This is a genomic window from Qipengyuania sp. NPDC077563 (assembly GCF_044901345.1).
Taxonomy (GTDB): domain Bacteria; phylum Pseudomonadota; class Alphaproteobacteria; order Sphingomonadales; family Sphingomonadaceae; genus Qipengyuania; species Qipengyuania aestuarii.
Window position 1 is genome coordinate 962,730 of sequence record NZ_JBJDPC010000001.1, and the last position, 22,177, is coordinate 984,906.

Consider the following 22,177-nt stretch of genomic DNA (forward strand, 5'->3'; position numbering starts at 1 on the left):
CAAGCAACACGTCTTGCGAGCGCAAGCGCCCTTCCCTAGGCCCGGTCGCCAAAGGAGATATACGCGCCATGAAAACCAGAGCAGCCGTAGCATTTGAAGCGAAGAAGCCGCTGGAAATCGTCGAACTCGATCTGGAAGGCCCGAAAGAGGGCGAAGTTCTGGTCGAGATCAAGGCGACCGGCATCTGCCATACCGATGCCTATACACTGGACGGACTCGACAGCGAGGGGCTTTTCCCCAGCGTGCTCGGCCATGAAGGCGCGGGCATCGTACGCGAAGTCGGCAAGGGCGTGACCTCGGTCAAGCCGGGCGACCATGTCATCCCGCTCTACACGCCCGAATGCCGCCAGTGTAAAATGTGCCTGTCGGGCAAGACCAACCTGTGCAGCGCCATTCGCGAAACGCAGGGCAAGGGACTGATGCCCGATGGCACCACGCGCTTCAGCTATAACGGCAAGCCGATTTATCATTATATGGGGTGTTCGACCTTCTCGAACTTCACGGTCCTGCCCGAGATCGCAGTGGCGAAAATCCGCGAGGACGCGCCCTTCCACACCAGCTGTTACATCGGCTGCGGCGTCACGACCGGCGTCGGCGCGGTGGTCAATACCGCCGATGTGCGCCCGGGCGACAATGTGGTGGTCTTCGGCCTAGGCGGAATCGGCCTCAACGTGATCCAGGGCGCGAAGATGGCTGGCGCAGACCGGATCGTTGGCGTCGACATCAACCACGACAAGAAGCCTTATGCCGAACATTTCGGCATGACCGATTTCGTCAATCCCAAGGATGTCGACGATGTCGTGGCGACGCTGGTCGAAATGCTCGACGGCGGCGCAGATTACAGCTTCGACTGCACCGGCAATACCGAGGTGATGCGGCAGGCGCTCGAATGCTGCCACAAGGGCTGGGGCACCAGCATCATCATCGGTGTTGCCGAAGCCGGCAAGACCATCGAGACGCGCCCGTTCCAGCTGGTCACGGGTCGCAACTGGCGCGGCACGGCCTTCGGCGGCGCGAAGGGCCGGACCGATGTGCCCAAGATCGTCGACTGGTACATGGACGGCAAGATCCAGATCGACCCGATGATCACGCATGTTCTGAAGCTGGAAGAAATCAACAAGGCATTCGACCTGATGCATTCGGGCGAAAGCATCCGCAGCGTGGTGGTTTACGACTGATGGCCAGCAAAGTGACCCTCGCCGAAAAGTTCGGCACGTTCACCGAACGATGGGCGCCGCGCATTGTCGCGCGATACGAGGGTCACGAGGTGCGTATCGCGAGGCTCGAGGGGGAGTTCGAATGGCACAGGCACACTCATGACGAGCTGTTCCTGTGCCTCGACGGCGAGCTCGACATCGAGTTTCGCGGCCGCACCGAAACTCTGCAGCCGGGCGACCTGCTCCTGATCGAGGCGGGGGAGGAACATAGGCCCAACGCACGCAAGGGAGAGGTTCAAGTCCTGATGTTGGACCCGGCAGATTCCCCCAACACCGGCGATCCCGAGACCGCTACGATTGCGGTCGACGCCTGAAACCAAAGCGAGGAGAGTACCCATGTTCAATCATGTCATGATCGGCACCAACGATATCGAGAAATCGAAGGCTTTCTACGAGAAGGTCCTCAGCGTGCTGGGGGCGGCCGGTTCGATGGACAACACGTCCGACAGCGGCCACAAGCGCGTGTTCTTCATGCATGACGGCAACGTGCTGGCGCTGTCGCAGCCGATCAACGACGAGGCGGCGACCTGCGCCAATGGCTTCACGCTCGGGTTCAAATGTTCTTCGCCGGAACAGGTGAAGGAACTCCACGACGTCGCCATCGCCGCGGGCGGGACGACATGCGAGGATGCCCCCGGCCTTCGTCAGACCAGCATGGGTGATGTGCATCTGTCCTATTTCCGCGATCTCGACGGCCACAAGATTTGCGGCATCTATCGCCCCAAGTGAGCATGCGCGGCGAAGCGGGATTGCGGGCCGATCTGAACGCGCTCGCGATCCCCTTCGAACATCACGATCATGAAGCGGTCTTCACCGTGGCGGAAAGCCGCGGCGTGAAAAACGCCATTCCCGGCGAGCACACCAAGAATCTGTTCCTGAAAGATGCAGGCGGCGCGTTCTGGCTGGTGACTGTGCCCGCCGAAATGCGCGTGGACCTGAAGGCTCTGCCGCGGGCGATCGGCTGCAAGCGGGTGAGCTTCGGCAAGCCCGAGGACATGGACCGGCTGCTGGTCCTGACGCCCGGCTCGGTCACGCCGCTGGGCGCGATCAACGCCGCGCCTGGAAGCATCACCGTGGTCCTCGACCGGACCCTGGCAGAGGCAGACCGGATCAACGTCCACCCTCTTCGCAATACCGCGACCATCGGTCTGTCCGGCGCGGACTGCTTGCGGCTGCTCGAACATTGGGGGCATGCGCCGCTGGTCGCAGACATACCCGCACAGGAAACCCGATGACACTCGAATACCTTTCGCAGAACAAGGCCTTTGGCGGCGAACAGTTCGTTCTCTCGCATCACTCCGAAAGCACCGGCACGGAGATGACCTTCTCAGTCTATGTGCCGCCGCATGCCGACGGCGCGAAACTGCCGGTGCTGTGGTATCTGTCGGGCCTGACCTGCACGCATGCCAACGTCACCGAAAAGGGCGAATACCGCGCAGCTTGCGCGGAGCACGGCGTGATCTTCATCGCCCCCGATACCAGCCCGCGCGGGCAGGATGTGCCCGATGCGGAAGACGAGTATGATTTCGGCAAGGGCGCAGGCTTTTATGTCGATGCGACACAGGCCCCTTGGGCGCAGCATTACCGGATGCGAAGCTATATCGAGGACGAATTGCCCGGCCTGATCGAGGCGAATTTCCCGGTCGACCCGGCGCGGCAGGGGATCACCGGCCACTCGATGGGCGGCCACGGTGCGTTGACCATCGGACTGCGCAATCCGGACCGCTTCCGCTCCATCAGCGCCTTCGCGCCGATCGTCGCGCCCAGCAAGGTGCCATGGGGCGAAAAGGCATTAGCCCGCTATCTGGGCGAGGACCGCGCGGCATGGGCAGAATATGACGCAGTCGCGCTGATCGAGAACGGCGCGCGGGTCGATCATCTGCTGGTCGACCAAGGTACGGCGGACAATTTCCTCGAGGACCAGCTCAAGACCGGCCTTCTGTCGATGGCCTGCGCCAAGGCCGGCATTCCCGCGGACATCCGCATGCAGGAGGGCTACGACCACTCCTACTACTTCATCTCGACCTTCATGGCCGAGCATGTGGCCTGGCATGCCGCGCGTTTGATGTAGCTGACAGCGGGCTTGCTTTCGCTTCAGCCTAGGCGCAGTCTCACCGCGATCATAGGGTAGGGTGCGGCCGTGCTAAGTATATTTCTCGCAATGCTAATGGCATCGGGGGCGAGCGGCGACGCAGTCCCCTGCCCCTCGCAAGAAGAACTGGATTCGAGCCACCTGCTCGACGTGTGCGATTTTTCGATCGACAGCGAGCCAGCCTATTCGGTGACGTTTGAGGCCAGCATGTCGCCGCCACCTGCGGCGCAGCAGATCACCCTCTTCCAACGAGAAGAAGGATGGATTCTCCAGATAGCCGGCTATGATTGGCAGCCCGGGACTGGGCTCGTCACCACACGTCGCAACGTTATGGAAATACCTACCGCGGACGCCCAGACGCTTATCGACCGGATTGAAAATGCGTCGAATCGATTGGCACAGCTATCCTTTTATGGGGATCCTCTGGTCATCTGCACCGACGGAGCGACGACGGAAATTGCGATCGGCGCCGACGGCAAGAGGCGTAGCTTTTCTCAACACAGCTGCGCACCAAAATCGGAACTGCACGAAATTGCGTCCGAATTTCGCGCCGTTGCGCTCAAATACGATCCTGGTTTCGATGGAATGCTCGGCGGCCTTGGTCAGTAGAAAGTCGCCTATTCGCCTCACCCATGCGCGGCGATGAATTCCTCCACCACTGGCGCGATCCGGTCGCGCCATTTGCTGCCGTTGAAGATACCATAATGCCCGGCCCCTTCCGCCATGTAGTAGCGCTTTTTCGAGACATCGAGATTGGGCGTCAGCTCTAAAGCGGCACGGGTCTGGCCAAGGCCAGAAATATCGTCTCGTTCGCCCTCGATGGCGAGCAGCGCGGTCTCGGTGATGTCGCCCAGATCCACGCGTTTGCCGCGGTGCATGAAGGTGCCGTTGGGGATGGAGTGTTTCTGGAACACCTCCACCACCGTCTGCAGATAAAATTCCGCCGTCATGTCGCAGACGCTGCGATATTCGTCGTAGAAATCCTTCGTCGCCTGCGCGCTCGCATCGTCGCCCTTGTTGAGGTGTTTGAACATCTCGTAATGGCTCATCATGTGATTGCCGAGGTTCATGGTCATGAAGCCGGCCAGCTGCATGAAGCCCGGATAGACCTTACGCCCCGATCCCCGATACTGCACCGGCACCGTGGCGATGACATTATGGCGGAACCACTCGATCGGCCGCTCCATCGCCAGATCGTTGACGCTGGTGGGTGAACACCGCGTATCGATCGGCCCGCCCATCATGGTCAACGTTTTCGGAGCGCATTCATTGCCGTCGCGGTTCATGATCGCGGTGGCAGCGAAAACCGGCACCGAGGGCTGGCACACCGCCATCACATTCGCGCCGCCGCCGTTTTTGCCCGGGCCGATATGCTCCAAAAACTCGATCACATATTCCATGTAATCGTCGAGATCGAACTCGCCTTCGTGCAGCGGGACATCGCGCGCATCGGCCCAGTCAGTGACGAACACCACGTAGTTCTGCAGCATGCGTTCGACCGTACCGCGCAGAAGCGTGGCGTGATGCCCGCTCATCGGCGCGACCACCAGCAGGCGCGGCGCATCTTCCGGAAGACCTTCGCGGTGGAATCGCTTGAGATTTCCGAAGGGCTTGTTCAGCACGGTGGATTCCACCACCGGATACTGGTCACGATCCACGGTCACGTGTTCGATCCCCCAGGCCGGTTTGCCATAAGTCGCCGTTGCATGGGCGAAGACTTCCAGCGCGCTGGCGGCCATCTGGCCCATCCCCATGTAACCCATCGCCAGCGCCGGATTCGAAAGCATTTCCGAGCCGATCGAAGCGAAGGTGCTGGCGCTGGAAAGCCAGCTCCTCTGGAGTTCGTGAAGGTGGTAGAGCATATGCTGGCGTTCCCTGCTGGCCGCACTGTTATGGCTTTTTCTGCGGCACGTCCGATTTGCCACAATGTGACGATTGGTTGGCGATTGTGCAATGCACAAACAGTGTAAAAGTGCCGTTTACGGCGCAGCGGTGTGGATTTTAGCGCTCCCCGCGCCTAACTGGGCGCCCATGGACGAGACGGGTACACCTGAGAAAGCTCGCCGCCGGATATTCGGGCGGCGACGCGACGGCGAAAACCGCAGCCTGAAACCGCTGCGCATGGTGTACGATGCTGCCAAGGCCTATCCATTACAGCTGGTCCTGGCCGCCGCGGCCCTGCTGATCACCGCGATCATCAGCTCGCTGGCGCTGCCGAGCGCGCTGAAACTCATCATCGACCGCGGTTTTGCGGCTGAAGGCGGGGCGGATATCGGGCGCTGGTTCCGTTATCTCCTGATCCTGGTGGGCGCCTTGGGCATCTTTACCGCCCTGCGTTTCTATTTCGTCAGCTGGCTGGGCGAACGCGTTGTCGCGGATGTGCGCAAGGCCGTGCACACCAATCTGCTGCGCCTTTCTCCTTCATTCTTCGAGACCAACAGTCCCAAGGAAATCTCGAGCCGGATGACTGCTGATACCGCGATCATCGAGCAGACGGTGGGCACCACGCTCTCGGTCGCCCTGCGTAACCTCATCATGGCCGTCCTCAGCGTCGGCTATCTCTTCTGGCTCGCGCCGCAGCTTGCGCTCTATCTCGTCATCGGCATTCCCGTAGTGATCATCCCTATCGCCATCTTCGGATCCCGGCTCCGCAAGGTCAGCCGCACCAGCCAGGACCGCGTTGCCGACGTCGGCTCGATGGTGACGGAAGTCCTGTCGGCGACCAAAATCGTACAGGCCTTCGGCCAGCAGGCGCGCGAAGGCGAGCGGTTCGGCGACGCCGTAGAACGCACGTTCGACATCGCGCGGCAGCGTATCCTGATCCGGGCGGTCATGACGGCGATCCTCATCACGCTGGTCTTCGGATCGATTACCGTTCTGCTGTGGCGCGGCGCCCTGCTGGTGGAAGAAGGCGTCATCACGGGCGGGACCATCGCGGCTTTTGTCTTCGCGGGCGTCATCGCTGCGGGCAGCTTCGGCGCGCTGACCGAAGTTCTGGGCGACCTGCTGCGCGCAGCGGGCGCGGCCAGTCGGCTCGCCGAGCTGCTTCATGCCGAGCCGGAGATTTCCGCGCCGGAAAGCCCCATGCCGCTACCAAAGCCGGCACGCGGCGGCCTGTCTTTCCGCAATGTGACCTTCCGCTATCCGACGCGCCCCGAAACCGCCGCGCTCGAAGATTTCACGCTGGAGGTCGAACCCGGCGAGACTGTGGCCATCGTGGGCCCATCGGGCGCGGGCAAGTCCACGCTGTTCCAGCTGGCCGAACGCTTTTACGACCCGCAGGCGGGCACTGTCAGGCTCGATGGAATTCCACTCGCAAAGGCGGATCCGGCGGAAATCCGCCGCCGTATCGCCCTTGTCCCGCAAGAAGGCGTCTTGTTTTCCGCCAGTGCGCGGGACAATCTGCGGTATGGCCAATGGGACGCCACCGAGGAAGAAATCTGGCAGGCTGCAAAGGCCGCGAACGCCGCGGACTTCCTTGAAAATCTCCCGCGAGGGCTCGATACCCATCTGGGTGAGGACGGGACGCAGCTTTCGGGCGGGCAGCGCCAGCGCCTCGCCATTGCGCGCGCACTTCTTCGCGATGCCCCGATCCTGCTGCTGGACGAAGCGACCAGCGCGCTCGATGCGGAAAGCGAACGGCTGGTGCAGGATGCGCTCGACCGCCTGATGGAAAACCGCACGACGCTGGTGATCGCTCACCGGCTCGCCACGGTGAGGGCGGCGGACCGCATCGTGGTCATGGATCAGGGCAGAATGGTCGAGCAGGGAACGCATGATCAGCTGGCCATCAATGGCGGCCTGTATGCGCGCTTGTCGAAGCTCCAGTTCGGCGATGAAGCGGCCTGACCGTTCGACCAAATTCGCCGTCCATCCGACGAACGGCGACTCCCGTCGCCTCGATATGCTATCCAAACTGCACGAGGTCGCCTGCTCTCCTACGAGCGCGGTCGGCTGCCTGAAGGAGACTGCACTCATGAAATCGAGAATTTTGACGCTTGGCGCATCGGCACTGGCCCTCGCCATCTGCGCACCTGCCATGGCGGAAGAAGCCGCCGAGGCGGCACCGGCCACGGAGCAAACCCCGCTGCCCACGATGGAATTCGGCGACTGGGGCTTCGATCCGGCCTCCATCTCGCAGGATATCGATCCGGGCGACGACTTTTTCGCCTATGCCAACCAGAAATGGCTCGATGCCAATCCGCTGCCGGCAGAATTCAGCCGCTTCGGCGCTTTCAACCTGCTGCGCGAAAAGTCGACTTCGGACGTGAAGACGCTGGTCGACCGGTTGACTGCGAAAGACCCTGCCACGCTGACCGCCAATGAAAAGCGCATTGTCGATGCCTACGAGGGTTATCTGGATACGGCCGCCATCGAAGCAGCTGGCCTCGCTCCGGCGCAGCCCTATCTGGAAGAAATCAAGGGCGCCGAAACGCTGGCCAGCCTGGCAGAGCTCTGGGGTAGCCCGGGCTATTCCTCGCCGCTCTTCGCCTATGTCGAAGTCGATGCGAAAGAGCCGACGCGTTATTCGGTCCATGCCGGATCCGGCGGTCTCGGTCTGCCCGACCGCGACTATTATCTCGACGAGAGCGAGAAGGGTGCGAACATCCAGGCGAAATATCGCGAATACCTCGGCTTCCTGCTCGGCGAAGCTGGCTATTCTGATGCCGCAGGCATGGCGCAGAAGGTCTATGACTTCGAAGATTCGCTGGCCCGCAAGGTCGCTTGGGATCGCGCGACGCGCCGCAATGACGACCTGACCTACAATGCGCTGACGCCGGAAGAGCTCAACGCCAAGGCTGGCGGCTTCCCGCTTGCAGCAATGCTGACTGCCAGCGGCTTCGAAGATGTCGATCGTTTCATCGTGACCGACCTCCCGCCGAGCCAGGAACGCGCCGAAGAGCTGGGCCTTGATGCGGAAACCCTCGCCAAGATCGGCGGCGGCATGCCCGCCGCGATGCAGCTTATCCTCGAAACGCCGATGGATGTGCTGCAGGCGTGGACCGCCAAGGGCTTCCTTTCCAGCAACGCCGAAGTACTGCCCAAGCGGTTCGACGATGCGAACTTCGCTTTCTACGGCACGCTGCTCAACGGCACTCCCGAACAGCGCCCCCGCTGGAAGCGCGCCATCGGTGAAACCGAAAGCCTGATGGGCGAACTGCTCGGCAAATCCTATGTCGCCGACTATTTCCCGCCGGAAAACAAGGCAGCGATGGACGAACTCGTCGCCAATCTGCGCCGGGCGATGGCAAACTCCATCGAGGAACTCGACTGGATGGGCCGCGACACCAAGAAGCAGGCGATCGCCAAGCTTGACGCTTTCGATCCCAAGATCGGCTACAGGGACAATCTCGAAACCTACGAAGGTCTGACGATCCAGCCAGCCTCGCCGATTGCCAACCGTATCGAGGCTTCGAAATGGGCCTGGAACGACATGCTGAGCAAGCTTGGCGGCCCGATCGACCGGACGGAGTGGTACATGCTGCCGCAGACGGTAAACGCCTATTACAATCCGACCAAGAACGAGATCGTTTTCCCCGCCGCCATCCTTCAGCAGCCGTTCTTCGGCATCAGTGCGGATCCGGCGGTGAATTACGGCGGTATCGGCGGCGTGATCGGCCATGAAATGGGCCACGGCTTCGACGATCAGGGCTCCAAGTCGGACGGCACCGGCATGCTGCGCAACTGGTGGACCGATGCCGATCGCCAGGCCTTCGACAAGCTGGGCGATGCGCTGGTGGAACAGTATAATTCCTACTGCCCGCTGGACGATGGCGAAACCTGTGTGAATGGCCGCCTGACGCTCGGCGAGAATATCGGCGATCTTGGCGGGCTGAGCCTGGCCTACCGTGCCTACAAGCTCTCGCTGAACGGCAAGGAAGACAAGGTAATCGACGGCTTGACCGGCGATCAGCGCTTCTTCCTGGCTTGGGCGCAGGTCTGGCGTTCGCAGCAGCGCGAAGCTGCCGCGCGTCAGCGTCTCACCACCGATCCGCACAGCCCCGAAGAGTTCCGCGTGAACGGCATCGTGCGGAACATGGACGCTTGGTACAAGGCGTTCAACGTGACCAAGGATGACGCACTTTACCTCCCGCCGGAAGAGCGCATCAGCATCTGGTAAGCCGCAGCACGGCGTGAAAAAGGAAATGGGCGGAGAAGGTCGCTTGACTTGCTCCGCCCTTTCTTCATGGAACGGACCCCATGACCTTCCTCCAAGAACTGATCATCGCGATCGTCCAGGGCATCACGGAATTCCTCCCGATTTCATCGTCGGGCCATCTGATCCTGATTCCCAAGCTGACCGACTTCCCCGACCAGGGCCCGCTCATCGATGTGGCCGTGCATGTCGGTTCGCTGCTCGCGATCATTCTCTATTTCTGGAAGGATGTCCTCGGCCTGGCCCGGGGCGGCTTCGCCAGCGTGGGGCTGGGCAAGGACGATGAACAGCGCCGCCTGTTCTGGTTCGTCCTGATCGGCACCATCCCGGCCGTCGCCGTTGGGCTTTTCATCAAGACGGGCGGTTATCTAGAAGGCTTCCGCTCGACTGATCTGGTTGCGACCAACTTGATCATCTTCGGCATCCTGCTGGGTCTCGCAGATCGCTTCGGCAAGCAAACCAAGGCTTACGAGGATATGACGCTGAGAGACGCGATCCTGGTCGGCTGTGCACAGGCGCTGGCCCTCATTCCGGGCACCAGCCGCTCCGGCTCCACCATGACCGCGGCGCGGGCGCTGGGCTATACCAGGGTCGAATCGGCACGGTTCTCGTTCCTGCTGGCCATTCCAGCAGTGGCCGGTGCGGGCCTGCTGGCCGCACTCGACCTCGCGGATGCGACCGCACAGATGCAGCAGGATGCGCTGGTGACAGGCGTGCTGACGTTCTTTGCCGCGCTGGCCACGATGATGTTCCTGATGAATTTCCTGAAGAAAGCCTCAATGCTGGTCTTCGTCATTTACCGGGTCATCCTCGGCTCCGCGCTGCTGCTCTTCCTGTAATTCATAATTAGTCTCCGGCGCATTTCAGGAACCATCTGCCATGTGCCGGAATTTAAGACACTGAGCGCGACAGAATATTTTTGCGAGTACCGAAATGGGCCTGATAATTCTAATAGTTGCCGGAGCATTGCTCGGCTGGCTCGCGACCATATTCTTGCGGCTCGAAGATGGTCGCAGCGTCGTCAGGAACATACTTGCAGGCACCATCGGTTCGGTCGTGGTCGGGGTCGCCACTTCGGGAGGCATGTTCCTCGGTTCGATCCAGGGCATCACTTTGCTGTGGGCAACGCTCGGCGCTGTAGTGCTGATAACAGCTTATAATCTCTTTCGTCAGAAGGCCTTGCGTTAAGCGAAGTTCCTTTTATCCAGAAAGCCGGATAGCGGCCGTGGGGTGCGCATCCGCGTAAAGGGAAATCTCATGAAGTTCACCAAAGCTACTATCGTTGCTTCTGCTGCAGCCCTCAGCCTCGGCCTCGCCGCTTGCGACAGCCCCCAAGAAGAAGCCGCCGAAGAGCAGGCCGAAGCTATGGAAGACCAGGCTGACGCTATGGAAGATGCCGGCCAGATCACCGACGCCGAAGCAGATGTGATGGAAGAGCAGGCCGACCGTGTCGAAGACGCTGCTGAAGGCGATACCGACATGGGCACCAATGACGAACCCATCGGCAGCACCGTCGACGAATCGACGATGTAATCGAACGTTTGAATTATGCTGGAAGCGGCCCGGGAGCGATCCAGGGCCGTTTTCTTTTAAGAAAACGGGAACCATAGAGCGGTCTGACACATTTTGGCCATGAAAGTCGCATGCGGACCCGCCGTCATGTGGCTCGTGATTAACCAAGGGGAATCAAAATGAAGTTCAACAAGACCGCTCTCGTCGTTTCGGCTGCTGCTATGTCGCTGGGCCTTGCCGCATGTGACAGCGCTGCTGAAAACCAGGCCGAAGACAACATCGAGCAGATGGAAGATAACCGCGACGCTCAGGTCAACGAAATGGAAGCCAGCGGTGAAATCACCGACGAACAGGCTGACGCGATGGACGATCAGACCGACGCCATGGAAGAAAACATGGAAGACCAGGTCGACGAAACCATGTAATCTTCTCCGTACTTACGGAAAAGAAAACGGGCGGCGGAGCAATCCGGCGCCCGTTTTTATGTGTCACATAGACTTGCGTCAGACAGGTTTGGCGCCGCTGCCGCGACCGCCGCGCAAAGTGTATTCCAGCGTGCCGCGGTTCACCACATTGTCCACGTCGATCACCGCCGTATTGGCATAGGTGAAGCCGGGACCGAGATTGCGGTACAGCTTGTCGAAATCGCGCTCCACGGTCTGGCGGTAGAGATCCTCGAAGCTGGAGATGACGAAATAGGTCGGCTGGAGATCGCTGATCACGTAGTCGGTACGCATGACCCGGTCGACGTTCAGCATGATCCGGTTCGGGCTTTCCGCCTCGACCGAATAGACCACTTCGGTCGGACCGGAGAGAATGCCAGCGCCATAGGCGCGGATATCACCCGGCGTTTCTTCCAGCAGGCCGAATTCGACCGTATACCAATAGAGCGAGCCCAAGGCCTTCAGCCGGTTGTAGCGCATCGCCTTCCAGCCGGCCTTGCCATATTCCTGCATGTAATCCGCGTAAACCGGATCGGTCAGCATGGGCACGTGCCCGAAGACATCGTGGAAGACATCGGGTTCCTGGATGTAATCGAATGTCTCGCGCGTGCGGATGAAGTTTCCTGCCGGAAAGCGCCGGTTGGCAAGATGCCAGAAGAACACGTGATCGGGGATCAGCATGGGCACGGGCACCACGCTCCACCCGGTGAGCTTGTCCAGTTCTTCCGACAGTTTGCCGAATTCGGGCACACCGCCGCGCCCCAGATCGAGCTTTTCGGTGCCTTCCATGAACGCAGTCGCGGCGCGGCCGGGCAGCATCTCCATCTGGCGCTTGAACAGATCGTTCCAGATCGCATCGTCGTCGCTGTCGTATTCGGTCTGCTTGGGCTCGAGCCAGTCGTCGCCGATATGGGCGGGCTTCTTCAGCGGCGCGGTGAAGACATCCGCCGGCATTTCCGGCAGGCGGGTAAAGTCGTGCTCTGGTTCTGCGAGTGTAGCCATACATCCTATTTAAGCGCATTGTCCGGCGGTTACAAATGGGGAGATTTCGCAGGTGAAACGCAAGCGGTACGAGGCTCTGCTGGCCCCGATGCAGGAGGAGCTGGTAGCCATGGCGCGCTGGGCGCGGGTGACCGGACAGCGCATCGTGGTGCTGTTCGAGGGACGCGACACGGCGGGAAAGGGCGGCGCCATCCGCACCATCTCCGAAAAGCTGAACCCGCGCCAATGCCATGTGGTGGCGCTGGGAAAGCCGACCGAGGCCGAGCAGGGCCAGTGGTATTTCCAGCGCTATGTCCCCCACCTGCCGACCACCGGGGAGATCGTGCTGTTCGACCGCAGCTGGTACAACCGCGCCGGGGTGGAGAAGGTGATGGGCTTCGCCACGCCAGATGAAGTGGACCATTTCCTCGATCAGGTGCCGACCTTCGAGAAGATGCTGGTCGACGACGGTATTCTCCTGTTCAAATACTGGCTGGGCGCGGATCAGGAAAAGCAGGAGGAGCGGCTGCGCGAGCGGCTGGACGATCCGCTGAAACGCTGGAAGCTGTCGCCCATAGATCTTGCCGCGCGAGACCAATACGATGCCTACACCAGGGCCCGCGAAGCCATGCTCGCGCGGACGCATACGGACCATGCCCCCTGGACGCTGGTCGATTTCAATGACCAGAAGCGCGGGCGGCTGACGCTGGTGCGCGACCTGCTTGACCGGCTGCCCGACACGCAGTGCGATGCGGCCGCAATGGACTTTCCCGATCTCGGCCACGCGCCGCTGGAGGAAAGCTACGGCGTCCTCCAGCCGATCGCGACCTTACCGGAAAGCTAAACAGCGCGTTCAAAGACGGCGGCCATGCCCTGCCCGCCGCCGATGCACATGGTCTCCAGGCCATAGCGTACTTCGCGGCGCTGCATTTCATGCGCCATATCGGCCAGGATGCGGATGCCAGTGGCGCCGATGGGGTGGCCGAGCGAGATGCCCGAGCCATTGACGTTCACGATGTCGCGGCGGCTGTCGTCTTCGGCAAAGCCCCAGCCCTTCATCACGGCCAGCGCCTGCGGGGCAAAGGCCTCGTTGAGTTCGATCAGCCCGATATCGTCCCAGCCGAGCCCGCTGCGCGCGAACAGGCGGTACACTGCGGGGACCGGTCCGATGCCCATGCGCGAAGGATCGCAGCCCGCCGCGCTCCAGCTGTGGAACCACAGGATGGGTTCGAGGCCCAGTTCCTCCACCTTGTCTTCCGCAACCACGAGGCAGGCGGCGGCCGCATCGTTCTGCTGACTGGCATTGCCCGCCGTAACGATGGCCTCTGGATCGCGCTTGCCATCGATGGCGCGCAGTTTGGCCAGGCTCTCCATATCGGCATCCTCGCGGAAGCCTTCGTCTTTTGCGAAAATCACCGGATCGCCGCGGCGCTGAGGGATTTCGACCGGCACGATCTGCTCGTCGAACTTGCCTTCTGCCCAGGCCGTGGCCGCGTTCTGATGCGAGCGGACGGCAAACTCGTCCGAGGCTTCGCGCCTGATGCTGTAATCCTTGGCCAGATTTTCCGCCGTCTCGATCATGCCGGTAATGACGCCGAACCGTTCGATCGGCTGGCTCATGAGGCGGCCCCGCGTAAGCCGATCCCACAGCACCATGTCGCCCAGCCGCGCCCCGTGGCGCGCCTTGGTCGTGTAATGTTCGACATTGGACATGCTTTCGACACCGCCTGCCAGCACGCAATCGGCAGCGCCGGTCTGGACCATCATCGCAGCCGTGGCGACGGCCTGCAGGCCCGAACCACAGCGGCGGTCGAGCTGGAAGCCCGGCACTTCGATGGGATAGCCTGCGGCAAGCCAGCTCCAGCGGCCGATGGCGGGCGCTTCACCGCTGCCGTAGCCCTGGCTGAAAACCACATCGTCGACGCGGGCCGGATCGATGCCCGATCTTTCGACCAGCGCCCGGATGATGATCGCGCCCAGTTCCCCTGCCTCGATTGGGGCAAGACTGCCCAGGAACTTGCCCACGGGGGTGCGCAGCGGCTTGCAAATGGCGACTCGGCGAAGGCTGGTTTCGTTCATCTATGCTGGTCCATTCTTGAATGAAGTTGACACAGTTGACAGTGTCCTGGGGTTAAAACCGAAGGCGCTGCAAAGCGGCGCTGTAGACGGGGAAATGAGAGGGTGCGGCGAAGTCCATCCCGCCGTCATCGCACAGGCCAAGGCCTGTAGGACAGCCCATATTCGCAAGCCGCCCCTATTCCCCATCCGAGAGGCGGGCGACATCCCGGTCGATCAGATCGCCGATGGCGCCCGACGACAGGCCAAGCCGTTCGGCCAGCACTTCCTCGGTATGCTGACCGAGGAAGGGAGCCGGGGCCGGATCGCGCGCGTCGCGCCCGGGAATGTTGGCAAAGCTGCGGGTGGCGGGATATTCGAAACCGCTGGGATTGCCCGCGCTGGGGGTAAACAGGGGATTATCCCCCACAAGCTCCGGATCGTTCGCGGCCTCATGCATGGTGCGATAGCGTTCGAATGTGCAGCCCTCCGCGCCCATGGCAGCGGAAAGCTGTGCCCAATCCGTCGCCCCTGCGCGGGTCTGGAAAAGGTCGAACAGAGCATGGCGATGTTCGAAACGCGGGCGGTCGCCATCGGCGAAACGCACGCCGCGTGTCTCTTCGAGCGCGGCGATCTCCTGCTCCAGACCGAAGGCTTTGACGAGGCCCGTCCACTGCTTGGCGGTGAGCGCCGCAACCATGAAACGCGTGCCGTCCTCGCTGCGGAAATCACGCCCGAATGCGCCCCAGATCGCATTGCCGAGCCGTTCGCGGTCCCCGCCCCGATAGAGCATTTCGGCCAGGGCCCCGCTGTTGGCGACCGTGCCGATGGCGACATCGCCCAGCGGCACGCGCAGTTCGCTGCCCTGCCCCGTTCTGTCGCGGTGACGGATGGCAGAAACCAAGGCGAAGGCGCAGTAAGCGCCGGTGATGAAATCCCAGGCGGGCAGCACCTGATTGACCGGCGGAGCGGTGTCCTGATCCCATTCTTCCGGGCCGCACATCAGCGGATAGCCGCTGGCCGCGTTGACGGTGAAATCCATCGCCTGGCGCCCATCGTGCCAGCCCATGATGCGTACGCTGACGAGATCGGGGCAATTCGCCGCCACCGCTGCATGGGAGAGGAAGCTCTTTTCGGGCAAATTGGTGATGAGATTCCCGGTCTTTGCCGAAAGCTCCACCAGCAGCTCGCGCCCCTCGCCGCTGCGCAAATCGAGCGCGACCGATTTCTTGGCGCGGTTTAGATTTTCCCAGCTCAGCGAGCGGCCCTGCTCGGTGAGCATGTAACGATCGTAATCGAGCCCACCCGCCTTGTGATCGACGCGGATGACCTCCGCGCCCATCTGCGCGCAGTAAAGCCCGGCGGTGGGCGAGGCGACGAAGCTGGACGCTTCGATGATCGAGAGATCGTCGAGGAGGTTATACACCCCTCAGAGGCCCGCCGCATATTCGCGCAGCATGCGCTTGGCGATCTGCAGCTGGAGGATCTGTGTGGTGCCTTCGTAAATGCGGTAGATGCGCGCGTCGCGGAAGAACCGCTCGGCATCATATTCGGCGAGATAGCCTGCCCCGCCATAGATCTGCACCACCCGGTCGACCACGCGGCCGCACATTTCTGATGCAAATACCTTGAAAGCGGCGGCGTGCTTCACCGTATCCTCGCCCCGGTCCACGCGCGCCGTCACATCGGCCATCATGGCTTCGGCGGCGTAAATCTCCGTCCAGCTTTCGGCCAGCATCTGCTGGATCAGCTGGAAGTTGGAAATCGATTCCCCGAAGGCCTGCCGGTCGGTGGCATATTTGGTCGCGCTGTCGAGCGCGCGGCGCGCATAGCCCGCGCTGGCCGCGCCGACCGAGATGCGGCCATTGTCCAGGCTCATCATGGCGAAGCGGAAGCCCTGCCCCGGTTCGCCGCCCAGCAGCGCCTCGCCCGGGACATGCACATCGTCGAGCATGACGTCGGCGATGTGGCTGCCCGCCTGGCCCATCTTCTTATCCGGACTGCCGACCGACACACCGGGCGTATCCATCGGTACGATAAAGGCGCTGACATGCGCGTTCTTGGGCAATGCGTCCTTTTCCGTGCGCGCCATGATCAGCGCGACATCGGCATGCGGGGCATTGGTGATGTACCGCTTGGTTCCATTGAGGATCCAGCCGTTCCCATCGGGATCGGGTTTCGCCATGGTCTGCATGGCGGCACTGTCGCTGCCGCTGCCCGGTTCGGTAAGGCCGAAGCAGGCGATCGCCCCTTCCGCAATCTTCGGCCACCATTCGGCCTTCTGCGCCTCGGTGCCGCCGTTCTTGATGGCGGAATTGAACATGCCGACATTGATCGAGAAGATCGACCGGAAGGCAGGCGCGGCATAGGCCATGGTCTGCACGACCTTGGCATATTGCGTAATATTGAGCCCCGCACCGCCAAAATCCTCGGGCACGGTGAGGCCGAACAGACCCATGTCCTTCATTTCGGAAAGGATATCGTCGGGCACCTTGTCATGCTCGATCATGTCCTTTTCCGCCGGGATCAGGCGTTCGCGCACGTAGCGTTCGAGCTGTTCGTGGAATTGCTCGAAAGTATCCTGGTCCATTCCGGGATTGGGGCCGGCACTCATTCGCTCTCTCCGTCGGTCGTGGGGCTGTTTTCTTGTGATTCTTCCGCAGGCATCCGCTGTTCGTCGAGCATGGAAGCGGCGTCCTCGAGCGCCTCTGCTTCCTGCTCGGTCACGGGCCCGGGATCGGCCCCATCGGTCGAGGAATTGCACGCCGCAAGGGCGGCAAGTCCGATCAGGGCGAGCGGGGCTGCGAGTCGGTTCATGACTGGATGCTAGCTCCCCGCAGCGCCATCGCCAAAGCCGTTACGGCAAGGCGCGGGCAGGCCGCGACAGCCCGCCCGTACCCTAAGCAACGGTCTTACTGGGCCTGATCTTCGCCCATGGCATCCATCGCCGCTTCGGCAGTAGCAGCGGCATTGTCGCCCGCGGCTTCAACCGAGGCCGCTTCGGCTTCGGTCACCGTGCCGGCACTGTCGTTTTCGCTGGCGGTGACGCTGGCAGCCGGATCGGCAACCGGCTCTTCTTCGACCGGGGCCATCGCTTCGTCGGCCGACACTTCGACGGTTTCCGCTTCGGCTTCAGTCGAGGCGTTGTCATTGCTGCCGCAGGCGGCGAGCGCGAGGCTGGTGGCGAGGACGGCAGTGATACGGAACTTCATGGTAATCTCCTTCGAATTGGATCGCGGGGCTGGTTAATCGCTCCCCCGCCCTCACGCCAAGGGGAAAATGCACTCTGGGCGGTTGCGCTGGCGGCACGGTGCGGCAACAGGGACCGATGGTCGCCAGCGATACCACCAGTTTGAAGCATGCGCGCGAGGCGTTGCGCGCGACGTTCGGCTTCGATGATTTCCGCGGGCGGCAGGCCGATGTGGTGGGGCGGACGCTGGCGGGGCTCTCCAGCCTGGCGGTCATGCCCACTGGCGCGGGCAAATCGCTGACCTACCAGCTGCCCGCTGTCGTGCTGGAGGGCACCTGCGTCGTGATTAGCCCGCTGATCGCCCTGATGCACGACCAGTTGCGCAGCGCGCGGGCCAACGGCATCCGCGCCGCCACGCTGACCAGCGCCGATGCCGACTGGCGCGAGACGCAGGATGCCTTCCGCGCCGGGGAACTGGACCTGCTCTATGTCGCGCCGGAGCGGGCGAGCCTGCCCGCCTTCCGGGATTTTCTGACCAGCACGAAGCTGGCGCTGTTCGCTGTCGACGAGGCGCATTGCGTGTCCGAATGGGGCCATGATTTCAGGCCCGACTACCGGATGCTGCGCCCGCTCATGGATGCCTTCCCCGCCGTGCCGCGCCTCGCGCTGACCGCCACGGCAGACCGCCAAACCCGTGCGGACGTGATGGCGCAGCTTGGCATTCCGGATGACGGGCTGGTGCTGGCCGGCTTCGACCGGCCCAACATCCGCTATGCGATCCGCCACCGCGACAATCCGGTGCGCCAGATCGCCGCGCTGATGGCGGATCGGCCGGGCCCCGGCATCGTCTATGCGCAGACCCGCCGCAAGGTTGAGGATCTCGCCCAGAAGCTGGGCGACGCCACCGGCCGCGCCGTGAAACCCTACCACGCGGGGCTCGCCCCGGAGATCCGCGCCGCGAACCAGGCCACCTTCGTGGCGAGCGAGGACATGGTGATCGTGGCCACCGTCGCCTTCGGCATGGGGATCGACAAGCCGGACGTGCGCTTCGTCGCCCATGTCGGCGTCCCCAAGTCGATCGAGGGCTATTACCAGGAAACGGGCCGCGCCGGGCGCGATGGCGATCCTGCGGCCGCGACGATGTTCTGGGGCGCCGGCGATTTCGCCACCGCGAGAATGCGGCTGGCCGAGGTGGACGAGGACCGGCGCAATGCCGAACGCAGCCGGCTCGATGCGCTGGCCGGGCTGGTCGAGACGCCGCATTGCCGCCGGGCCGTGCTGCTGCGTCATTTCGGCGAGAACCCGCCCGAGACCTGCGGCAATTGCGACAATTGCCTCGACGCGCCCGACGTCACCGATGCCACCGAACTGGCCCGCAAGCTGCTCTCCGCGGTCTATCGCACCGGCCAGAGCTTCGGCATGGGCCATCTACAGAAAGTGCTCACCGGCGCGCAGGACGAACGGGTGCTCCAGCGCGGGCACGACCGGCTGAGCGTGTTTGGGATCGTGGAAGGCGACGACGCGCGCCTGCTCCAGCCGCTGGGCCGCGCGCTCCAGGCGCGCGGCGATCTGGTGCCGACCGAGCACGGCGGCCTGGCACTTGGCGGCAGCGCCCGGGAAATTCTCAAGGGCGAGCGCGATGTGGCCATAGTGGTTCCGCCCAAGCGCACCCGGCGCGGACGCGGCGGAAATGCGGAGGCAAATCCGGTGGGCGATCCGCTGTTCGAGGCGCTGCGCGAATTGCGGCGGGAACTGGCGACCGAAGCGCAGGTCCCACCCTATGTCATCTTCCACGATTCCACCTTGCGCGAAATGGCCGCGGCGCGGCCGGCGAGCCTTGGCGAGTTGGGACGTATTGGCGGCGTCGGAGCGAAGAAATTGGAAGCTTACGGCAAACGCTTCGTCGATGAGATCGGGCGCCATTAAGACAAGTGTTTACACCTAGAGACGAATAGGCCACGCTTTGATCGCGTAGATATGGCCCTTTTTCTTTAGAGAGTATTGCATGCCCCCTCGCCGCATGAAGTTACAGGGTCTTCTGATCCTCATCTTGCTGGCTTTGATTGCGGCATCCTCGCTGCTGTTGGTGCCGCTGAAAACGGCACTGCCCACCGGTCTCGAATTGCCGCGGGCCGTGCTGATCATCCAGCCGACCGTCCTCCTGCTCCTTGCCGCGGTCGTGGGCTGGTGGGCAGCGCCGAAAGTCGATCTGAAAGCGCCCATCATCGCAGGGCTGGTCCGCCGGCGGCCATACAAAGCGCACTTGCGATGCGCTCTGCTTCCCTCCCTCGCCGTGGGCATCGCGGGTGCGTTGGTGCTGGGCGCCTATGGCCTGGTCACGGCGCCTTTTTTTGCGGATGCCGATGTGACGCTGGCACCGCCGCTGATGACGCGCGTACTCTATGGCGGAATCGGTGAGGAGATCATGGTCCGCTGGGGCCTGATGTCACTGCTGGCGGTGGGGCTGGCAAAGCTGCCCATCACGAGACCGGCCGCCTTGTGGAATGCCAATCTCATCGCGGCCGTTCTGTTCGGCCTCGGCCACCTGCCCACGCTCTATGCAGTCGTAGCCGCACCGCCGGCGTGGATCGTCACCACGGTGATTGTCGGCAATGCGGCGCTCGGCTTGGCCTTCGGCTGGCTCTTCATGCGCCGCGGGCTGGAATCGGCGATGTTCGGCCATATCCTCGTTCATCTCTTCGCTGCCGCGGGAGCGCTCGCCTTGGCCTGATACCGGTTTTGCTTGACCCTCGCCGGCATCGATATAAATATGATATCATAATTATATCGGAGGAGTGATCGGGAATGTCAGTAGAATTGACCGGAATGAAGACGAGCCGCGAGCATGCGGCCACCAGCTACAATGGCTACGTCATGCTGGGCATCCTTGTGGTTGTCGTCGCTGCGCTGGCCTTCATCATTCCCGGCATGGCACCGGGAGACGGAGCCGCGAAAGCGGCGAAGATCGGCTTCGTCGCCATGCTGTTCGTTTCGGCGATCTGCGTTCTCATTCTCGCCATCGGCTTCTTCATGATCCAGCCCAATCAGGCGGCAGTCATTACCCTGTTCGGTGCCTATCGCGGCAGCGAACGGACGGAGGGCCTGCGCTGGGTCTGGCCGTGGATGGGCAAGACGAAGATTTCCGCCCGCGCCCACAACATCCATTCCGAGCGGGTCAAGATCAACGACCTGCGCGGCAATCCGATCGAGATTGCCTGCAATGTGGTCTGGCGCGTGCGCGATACGGCGCAGGCGAGCTTCGACGTCGACGATTACAAGGAATTCGTAAACATCCAGATCGAGGCCGGACTGCGCACCGTGGGCTCGCGCCATCCCTATGACGATTTCGAAAGCGAGGAAGTCACGCTGCGCGGCAGTGCCGATGTCGTCAATCGAGAGCTGCTGGAAGAACTCAACGACCGGCTGAAAGTCGCCGGTGTGGTCGTGGACGAGGCCGGGCTTACGCATCTTGCCTATGCCAGCGAGATCGCCAGCGCGATGCTCAAGCGCCAGCAGGCCGATGCCATCATCGCGGCCCGCGCCAAGATCGTGCTGGGAGCGGTCGGCATGGTGGAAGACGCGCTGACCAAGCTCAGCCAGGACGGCATTGTCGAGATGGACGATGAACGCCGTGCTAATATGGTGTCCAATTTGATGGTGGTGCTCTGCGGCGAGAAGGAAGCGCACCCCGTGGTCAATGCGGGATCGCTCTACTGAGCATTCGTTTGTAACTTTCATGCCTCAGAAAAAAGCCTTCGCCCTGCGTCTCGACCCGGCAGTCCATGCCGCGGTCGAGCGCCTGGCCGCAGACGAACTGCGCAGCGCCAATGCCCAGATCGAGATGCTGCTGCGCGAGGCGCTGAAACGCCGGGGCATTGATGTGAAACAAAGCGCGGCGCCGAAGCGGGGGCGGCCACCCAAGGAAAGCAGCGATGGATAAAAAGGATGGTGCCTGGTTCAGGCAGAAGAAATTCGGCTATGGCGCAGGCTGGCCGATCGCCTGGCAAGGCTGGCTGGTTCTCGCTCTCTACATCGGCACTGCCATGATCGCCGCCCTGCTATGGGAGAGCCAGGACGACGTCTATGAAATGGCAGCGGTGATCTTGTTCATAGGCGCGACGATTGCCTTGATCGCAGTGAGCCGCGCCAAGACCCGCGGCGGCTGGCGCTGGCGCCCCTGACCTGAACCGCAAGCGATAAGCCGCGCTCAGGAACGCCCGACCCCCTCCTATCGTTGGTAAGGAAAGGAGTGTGAAATGGCAGGCGGATGGGCGCGCGACGGCGCCGTACAGGATCAGATAGACGATACGGTGAGCGATGCGATCAGCGCCGCCCGCGCACGTATGCCGCGCGGGGAAAGCGCGGAATATTGCGACGAGTGCGGCGAACCGATTCCGGAGAAACGCCGCGCAGCCTTGCCCGGCGTCAGAACTTGCGTTGCCTGCCAGTCGGGACGCGACGCTTCCGTACGACAGTCCGGTTTCAACCGCCGGGGAAGCAAGGACAGCCAGTTGCGCTGAGGCGCCGCCC

Annotated in this window: 26 protein-coding genes; 19 read left to right on the plus strand and 7 right to left on the minus strand. The window is 62.4% G+C overall.

The features are described from left to right. Nucleotides 1–68 precede the first annotated feature (68 nt). The 6 genes from ACI2I1_RS04660 (at nucleotide 69) to ACI2I1_RS04685 (ending at nucleotide 3,918) form a co-directional block, all read left to right on the plus strand. Nucleotides 69–1,178 carry an S-(hydroxymethyl)glutathione dehydrogenase/class III alcohol dehydrogenase gene (locus ACI2I1_RS04660; RefSeq protein ID WP_404678107.1) on the plus strand — a complete coding sequence of 370 codons (1,110 nt, stop codon included), beginning with the start codon at nucleotides 69–71 and terminating at the stop codon, nucleotides 1,176–1,178. Beyond that, nucleotides 1,178–1,531: a cupin domain-containing protein gene (locus ACI2I1_RS04665; RefSeq protein WP_404678108.1), complete on the plus strand. Its 354-nt coding sequence runs from the start codon at nucleotides 1,178–1,180 to the stop codon at nucleotides 1,529–1,531. The genes ACI2I1_RS04660 and ACI2I1_RS04665 overlap by 1 nt, the downstream gene beginning before the upstream one ends. 22 nt (nucleotides 1,532–1,553) lie before the next feature. After that, nucleotides 1,554–1,946, plus strand: a complete 393-nt coding sequence (locus tag ACI2I1_RS04670; RefSeq protein ID WP_221542557.1) for a VOC family protein — start codon at nucleotides 1,554–1,556, stop codon at nucleotides 1,944–1,946. 2 nt (nucleotides 1,947–1,948) lie between these two features. Then, complete coding sequence (locus ACI2I1_RS04675; protein WP_404678341.1) at nucleotides 1,949–2,452, plus strand: prolyl-tRNA synthetase associated domain-containing protein; 504 nt, start codon at nucleotides 1,949–1,951, stop codon at nucleotides 2,450–2,452. Next, nucleotides 2,449–3,288, plus strand: a complete 840-nt coding sequence (gene fghA / locus ACI2I1_RS04680) for an S-formylglutathione hydrolase (protein WP_404678109.1) — start codon at nucleotides 2,449–2,451, stop codon at nucleotides 3,286–3,288. The genes ACI2I1_RS04675 and fghA overlap by 4 nt, the downstream gene beginning before the upstream one ends. A gap of 96 nt (nucleotides 3,289–3,384) precedes the next feature. Next, nucleotides 3,385–3,918 carry a hypothetical protein gene (locus ACI2I1_RS04685; protein ID WP_404678110.1) on the plus strand — a complete coding sequence of 178 codons (534 nt, stop codon included), beginning with the start codon at nucleotides 3,385–3,387 and terminating at the stop codon, nucleotides 3,916–3,918. Nucleotides 3,919–3,935: 17 nt separating this feature from the next. On the opposite strand, the gene ACI2I1_RS04690 is transcribed toward ACI2I1_RS04685, so the two are convergent. Then, nucleotides 3,936–5,171, minus strand: a complete 1,236-nt coding sequence (locus ACI2I1_RS04690; protein WP_404678111.1) for a polyhydroxyalkanoate depolymerase — start codon at nucleotides 5,169–5,171, stop codon at nucleotides 3,936–3,938. 259 nt (nucleotides 5,172–5,430) lie between these two features. Between ACI2I1_RS04690 and ACI2I1_RS04695 the strand changes: the two genes are divergently transcribed. The 6 genes from ACI2I1_RS04695 to ACI2I1_RS04720 all read left to right on the plus strand — a co-directional run bounded on the left by ACI2I1_RS04695 (nucleotide 5,431) and on the right by ACI2I1_RS04720 (nucleotide 11,403). Next, the gene (locus ACI2I1_RS04695; protein ID WP_404678342.1) at nucleotides 5,431–7,158 is read left to right on the plus strand and encodes an ABC transporter transmembrane domain-containing protein; all 1,728 of its coding nucleotides are present in this window, start codon (nucleotides 5,431–5,433) and stop codon (nucleotides 7,156–7,158) included. A gap of 127 nt (nucleotides 7,159–7,285) precedes the next feature. Continuing rightward, nucleotides 7,286–9,430: a M13 family metallopeptidase gene (locus ACI2I1_RS04700; protein ID WP_224812502.1), complete on the plus strand. Its 2,145-nt coding sequence runs from the start codon at nucleotides 7,286–7,288 to the stop codon at nucleotides 9,428–9,430. 80 nt (nucleotides 9,431–9,510) lie between these two features. Further along, nucleotides 9,511–10,305, plus strand: coding sequence for an undecaprenyl-diphosphate phosphatase (locus ACI2I1_RS04705; RefSeq protein ID WP_221542552.1), 795 nt, complete (start codon nucleotides 9,511–9,513; stop codon nucleotides 10,303–10,305). A 94-nt stretch (nucleotides 10,306–10,399) separates the two neighbouring features. After that, complete coding sequence (locus ACI2I1_RS04710) at nucleotides 10,400–10,654, plus strand: GlsB/YeaQ/YmgE family stress response membrane protein (RefSeq protein ID WP_221542551.1); 255 nt, start codon at nucleotides 10,400–10,402, stop codon at nucleotides 10,652–10,654. A 69-nt stretch (nucleotides 10,655–10,723) separates the two neighbouring features. After that, entirely contained in the window at nucleotides 10,724–10,999 is a 276-nt protein-coding gene (locus ACI2I1_RS04715; protein WP_224812504.1) for a hypothetical protein, read from the plus strand. A gap of 158 nt (nucleotides 11,000–11,157) precedes the next feature. Beyond that, complete coding sequence (locus tag ACI2I1_RS04720; RefSeq protein WP_221542549.1) at nucleotides 11,158–11,403, plus strand: hypothetical protein; 246 nt, start codon at nucleotides 11,158–11,160, stop codon at nucleotides 11,401–11,403. 78 nt (nucleotides 11,404–11,481) lie between these two features. On the opposite strand, the gene phhA is transcribed toward ACI2I1_RS04720, so the two are convergent. Then, complete coding sequence (phhA, locus tag ACI2I1_RS04725; RefSeq protein ID WP_224812505.1) at nucleotides 11,482–12,423, minus strand: phenylalanine 4-monooxygenase; 942 nt, start codon at nucleotides 12,421–12,423, stop codon at nucleotides 11,482–11,484. A 43-nt stretch (nucleotides 12,424–12,466) separates the two neighbouring features. Between phhA and ppk2 the strand changes: the two genes are divergently transcribed. Continuing rightward, a complete protein-coding gene (ppk2, locus tag ACI2I1_RS04730; protein ID WP_404678343.1) occupies nucleotides 12,467–13,246 on the plus strand; it encodes a polyphosphate kinase 2 in 780 nt (259 codons plus the stop codon). On the opposite strand, the gene ACI2I1_RS04735 is transcribed toward ppk2, so the two are convergent. The 5 genes from ACI2I1_RS04735 to ACI2I1_RS04755 form a co-directional block, all read right to left on the minus strand. After that, the gene (locus ACI2I1_RS04735; RefSeq protein WP_404678112.1) at nucleotides 13,243–14,481 is read right to left on the minus strand and encodes an acetyl-CoA C-acetyltransferase; all 1,239 of its coding nucleotides are present in this window, start codon (nucleotides 14,479–14,481) and stop codon (nucleotides 13,243–13,245) included. The two genes, ppk2 and ACI2I1_RS04735, sit on opposite strands and share 4 nt — an antisense overlap. Before the next feature lie 175 nt (nucleotides 14,482–14,656). After that, nucleotides 14,657–15,883 (minus strand): CoA transferase, encoded by a 1,227-nt coding sequence (locus ACI2I1_RS04740; RefSeq protein ID WP_404678113.1) that lies wholly within the window; start codon nucleotides 15,881–15,883, stop codon nucleotides 14,657–14,659. A gap of 3 nt (nucleotides 15,884–15,886) precedes the next feature. After that, nucleotides 15,887–17,071: an acyl-CoA dehydrogenase family protein gene (locus tag ACI2I1_RS04745; RefSeq protein WP_404678114.1), complete on the minus strand. Its 1,185-nt coding sequence runs from the start codon at nucleotides 17,069–17,071 to the stop codon at nucleotides 15,887–15,889. After that, complete coding sequence (locus ACI2I1_RS04750; protein ID WP_221542546.1) at nucleotides 17,068–17,274, minus strand: hypothetical protein; 207 nt, start codon at nucleotides 17,272–17,274, stop codon at nucleotides 17,068–17,070. The genes ACI2I1_RS04745 and ACI2I1_RS04750 overlap by 4 nt, the downstream gene beginning before the upstream one ends. Before the next feature lie 95 nt (nucleotides 17,275–17,369). Next, on the minus strand, nucleotides 17,370–17,669 hold the full coding sequence (locus tag ACI2I1_RS04755; protein WP_404678115.1) for a hypothetical protein: 300 nt from the start codon (nucleotides 17,667–17,669) through the stop codon (nucleotides 17,370–17,372). Between the two features lie 116 nt (nucleotides 17,670–17,785). On the opposite strand from ACI2I1_RS04755, the gene recQ reads away from it, so the two are divergent. The 6 genes from recQ to ACI2I1_RS04785 all read left to right on the plus strand — a co-directional run bounded on the left by recQ (nucleotide 17,786) and on the right by ACI2I1_RS04785 (nucleotide 22,167). After that, a complete protein-coding gene (gene recQ / locus ACI2I1_RS04760; protein WP_404678116.1) occupies nucleotides 17,786–19,573 on the plus strand; it encodes a DNA helicase RecQ in 1,788 nt (595 codons plus the stop codon). 94 nt (nucleotides 19,574–19,667) lie between these two features. After that, entirely contained in the window at nucleotides 19,668–20,378 is a 711-nt protein-coding gene (locus ACI2I1_RS04765; RefSeq protein ID WP_404678117.1) for a type II CAAX prenyl endopeptidase Rce1 family protein, read from the plus strand. Between the two features lie 74 nt (nucleotides 20,379–20,452). Continuing rightward, complete coding sequence (locus tag ACI2I1_RS04770) at nucleotides 20,453–21,364, plus strand: SPFH domain-containing protein (protein WP_224812512.1); 912 nt, start codon at nucleotides 20,453–20,455, stop codon at nucleotides 21,362–21,364. A 19-nt stretch (nucleotides 21,365–21,383) separates the two neighbouring features. Continuing rightward, on the plus strand, nucleotides 21,384–21,587 hold the full coding sequence (locus ACI2I1_RS04775) for a toxin-antitoxin system HicB family antitoxin (RefSeq protein ID WP_404678118.1): 204 nt from the start codon (nucleotides 21,384–21,386) through the stop codon (nucleotides 21,585–21,587). Continuing rightward, nucleotides 21,580–21,828, plus strand: a complete 249-nt coding sequence (locus tag ACI2I1_RS04780; RefSeq protein ID WP_404678119.1) for a hypothetical protein — start codon at nucleotides 21,580–21,582, stop codon at nucleotides 21,826–21,828. Before ACI2I1_RS04775 ends, ACI2I1_RS04780 begins: the two co-directional genes overlap by 8 nt. A gap of 75 nt (nucleotides 21,829–21,903) precedes the next feature. After that, entirely contained in the window at nucleotides 21,904–22,167 is a 264-nt protein-coding gene (locus ACI2I1_RS04785; RefSeq protein WP_404678120.1) for a DksA/TraR family C4-type zinc finger protein, read from the plus strand. Nucleotides 22,168–22,177: the final 10 nt, after the last annotated feature.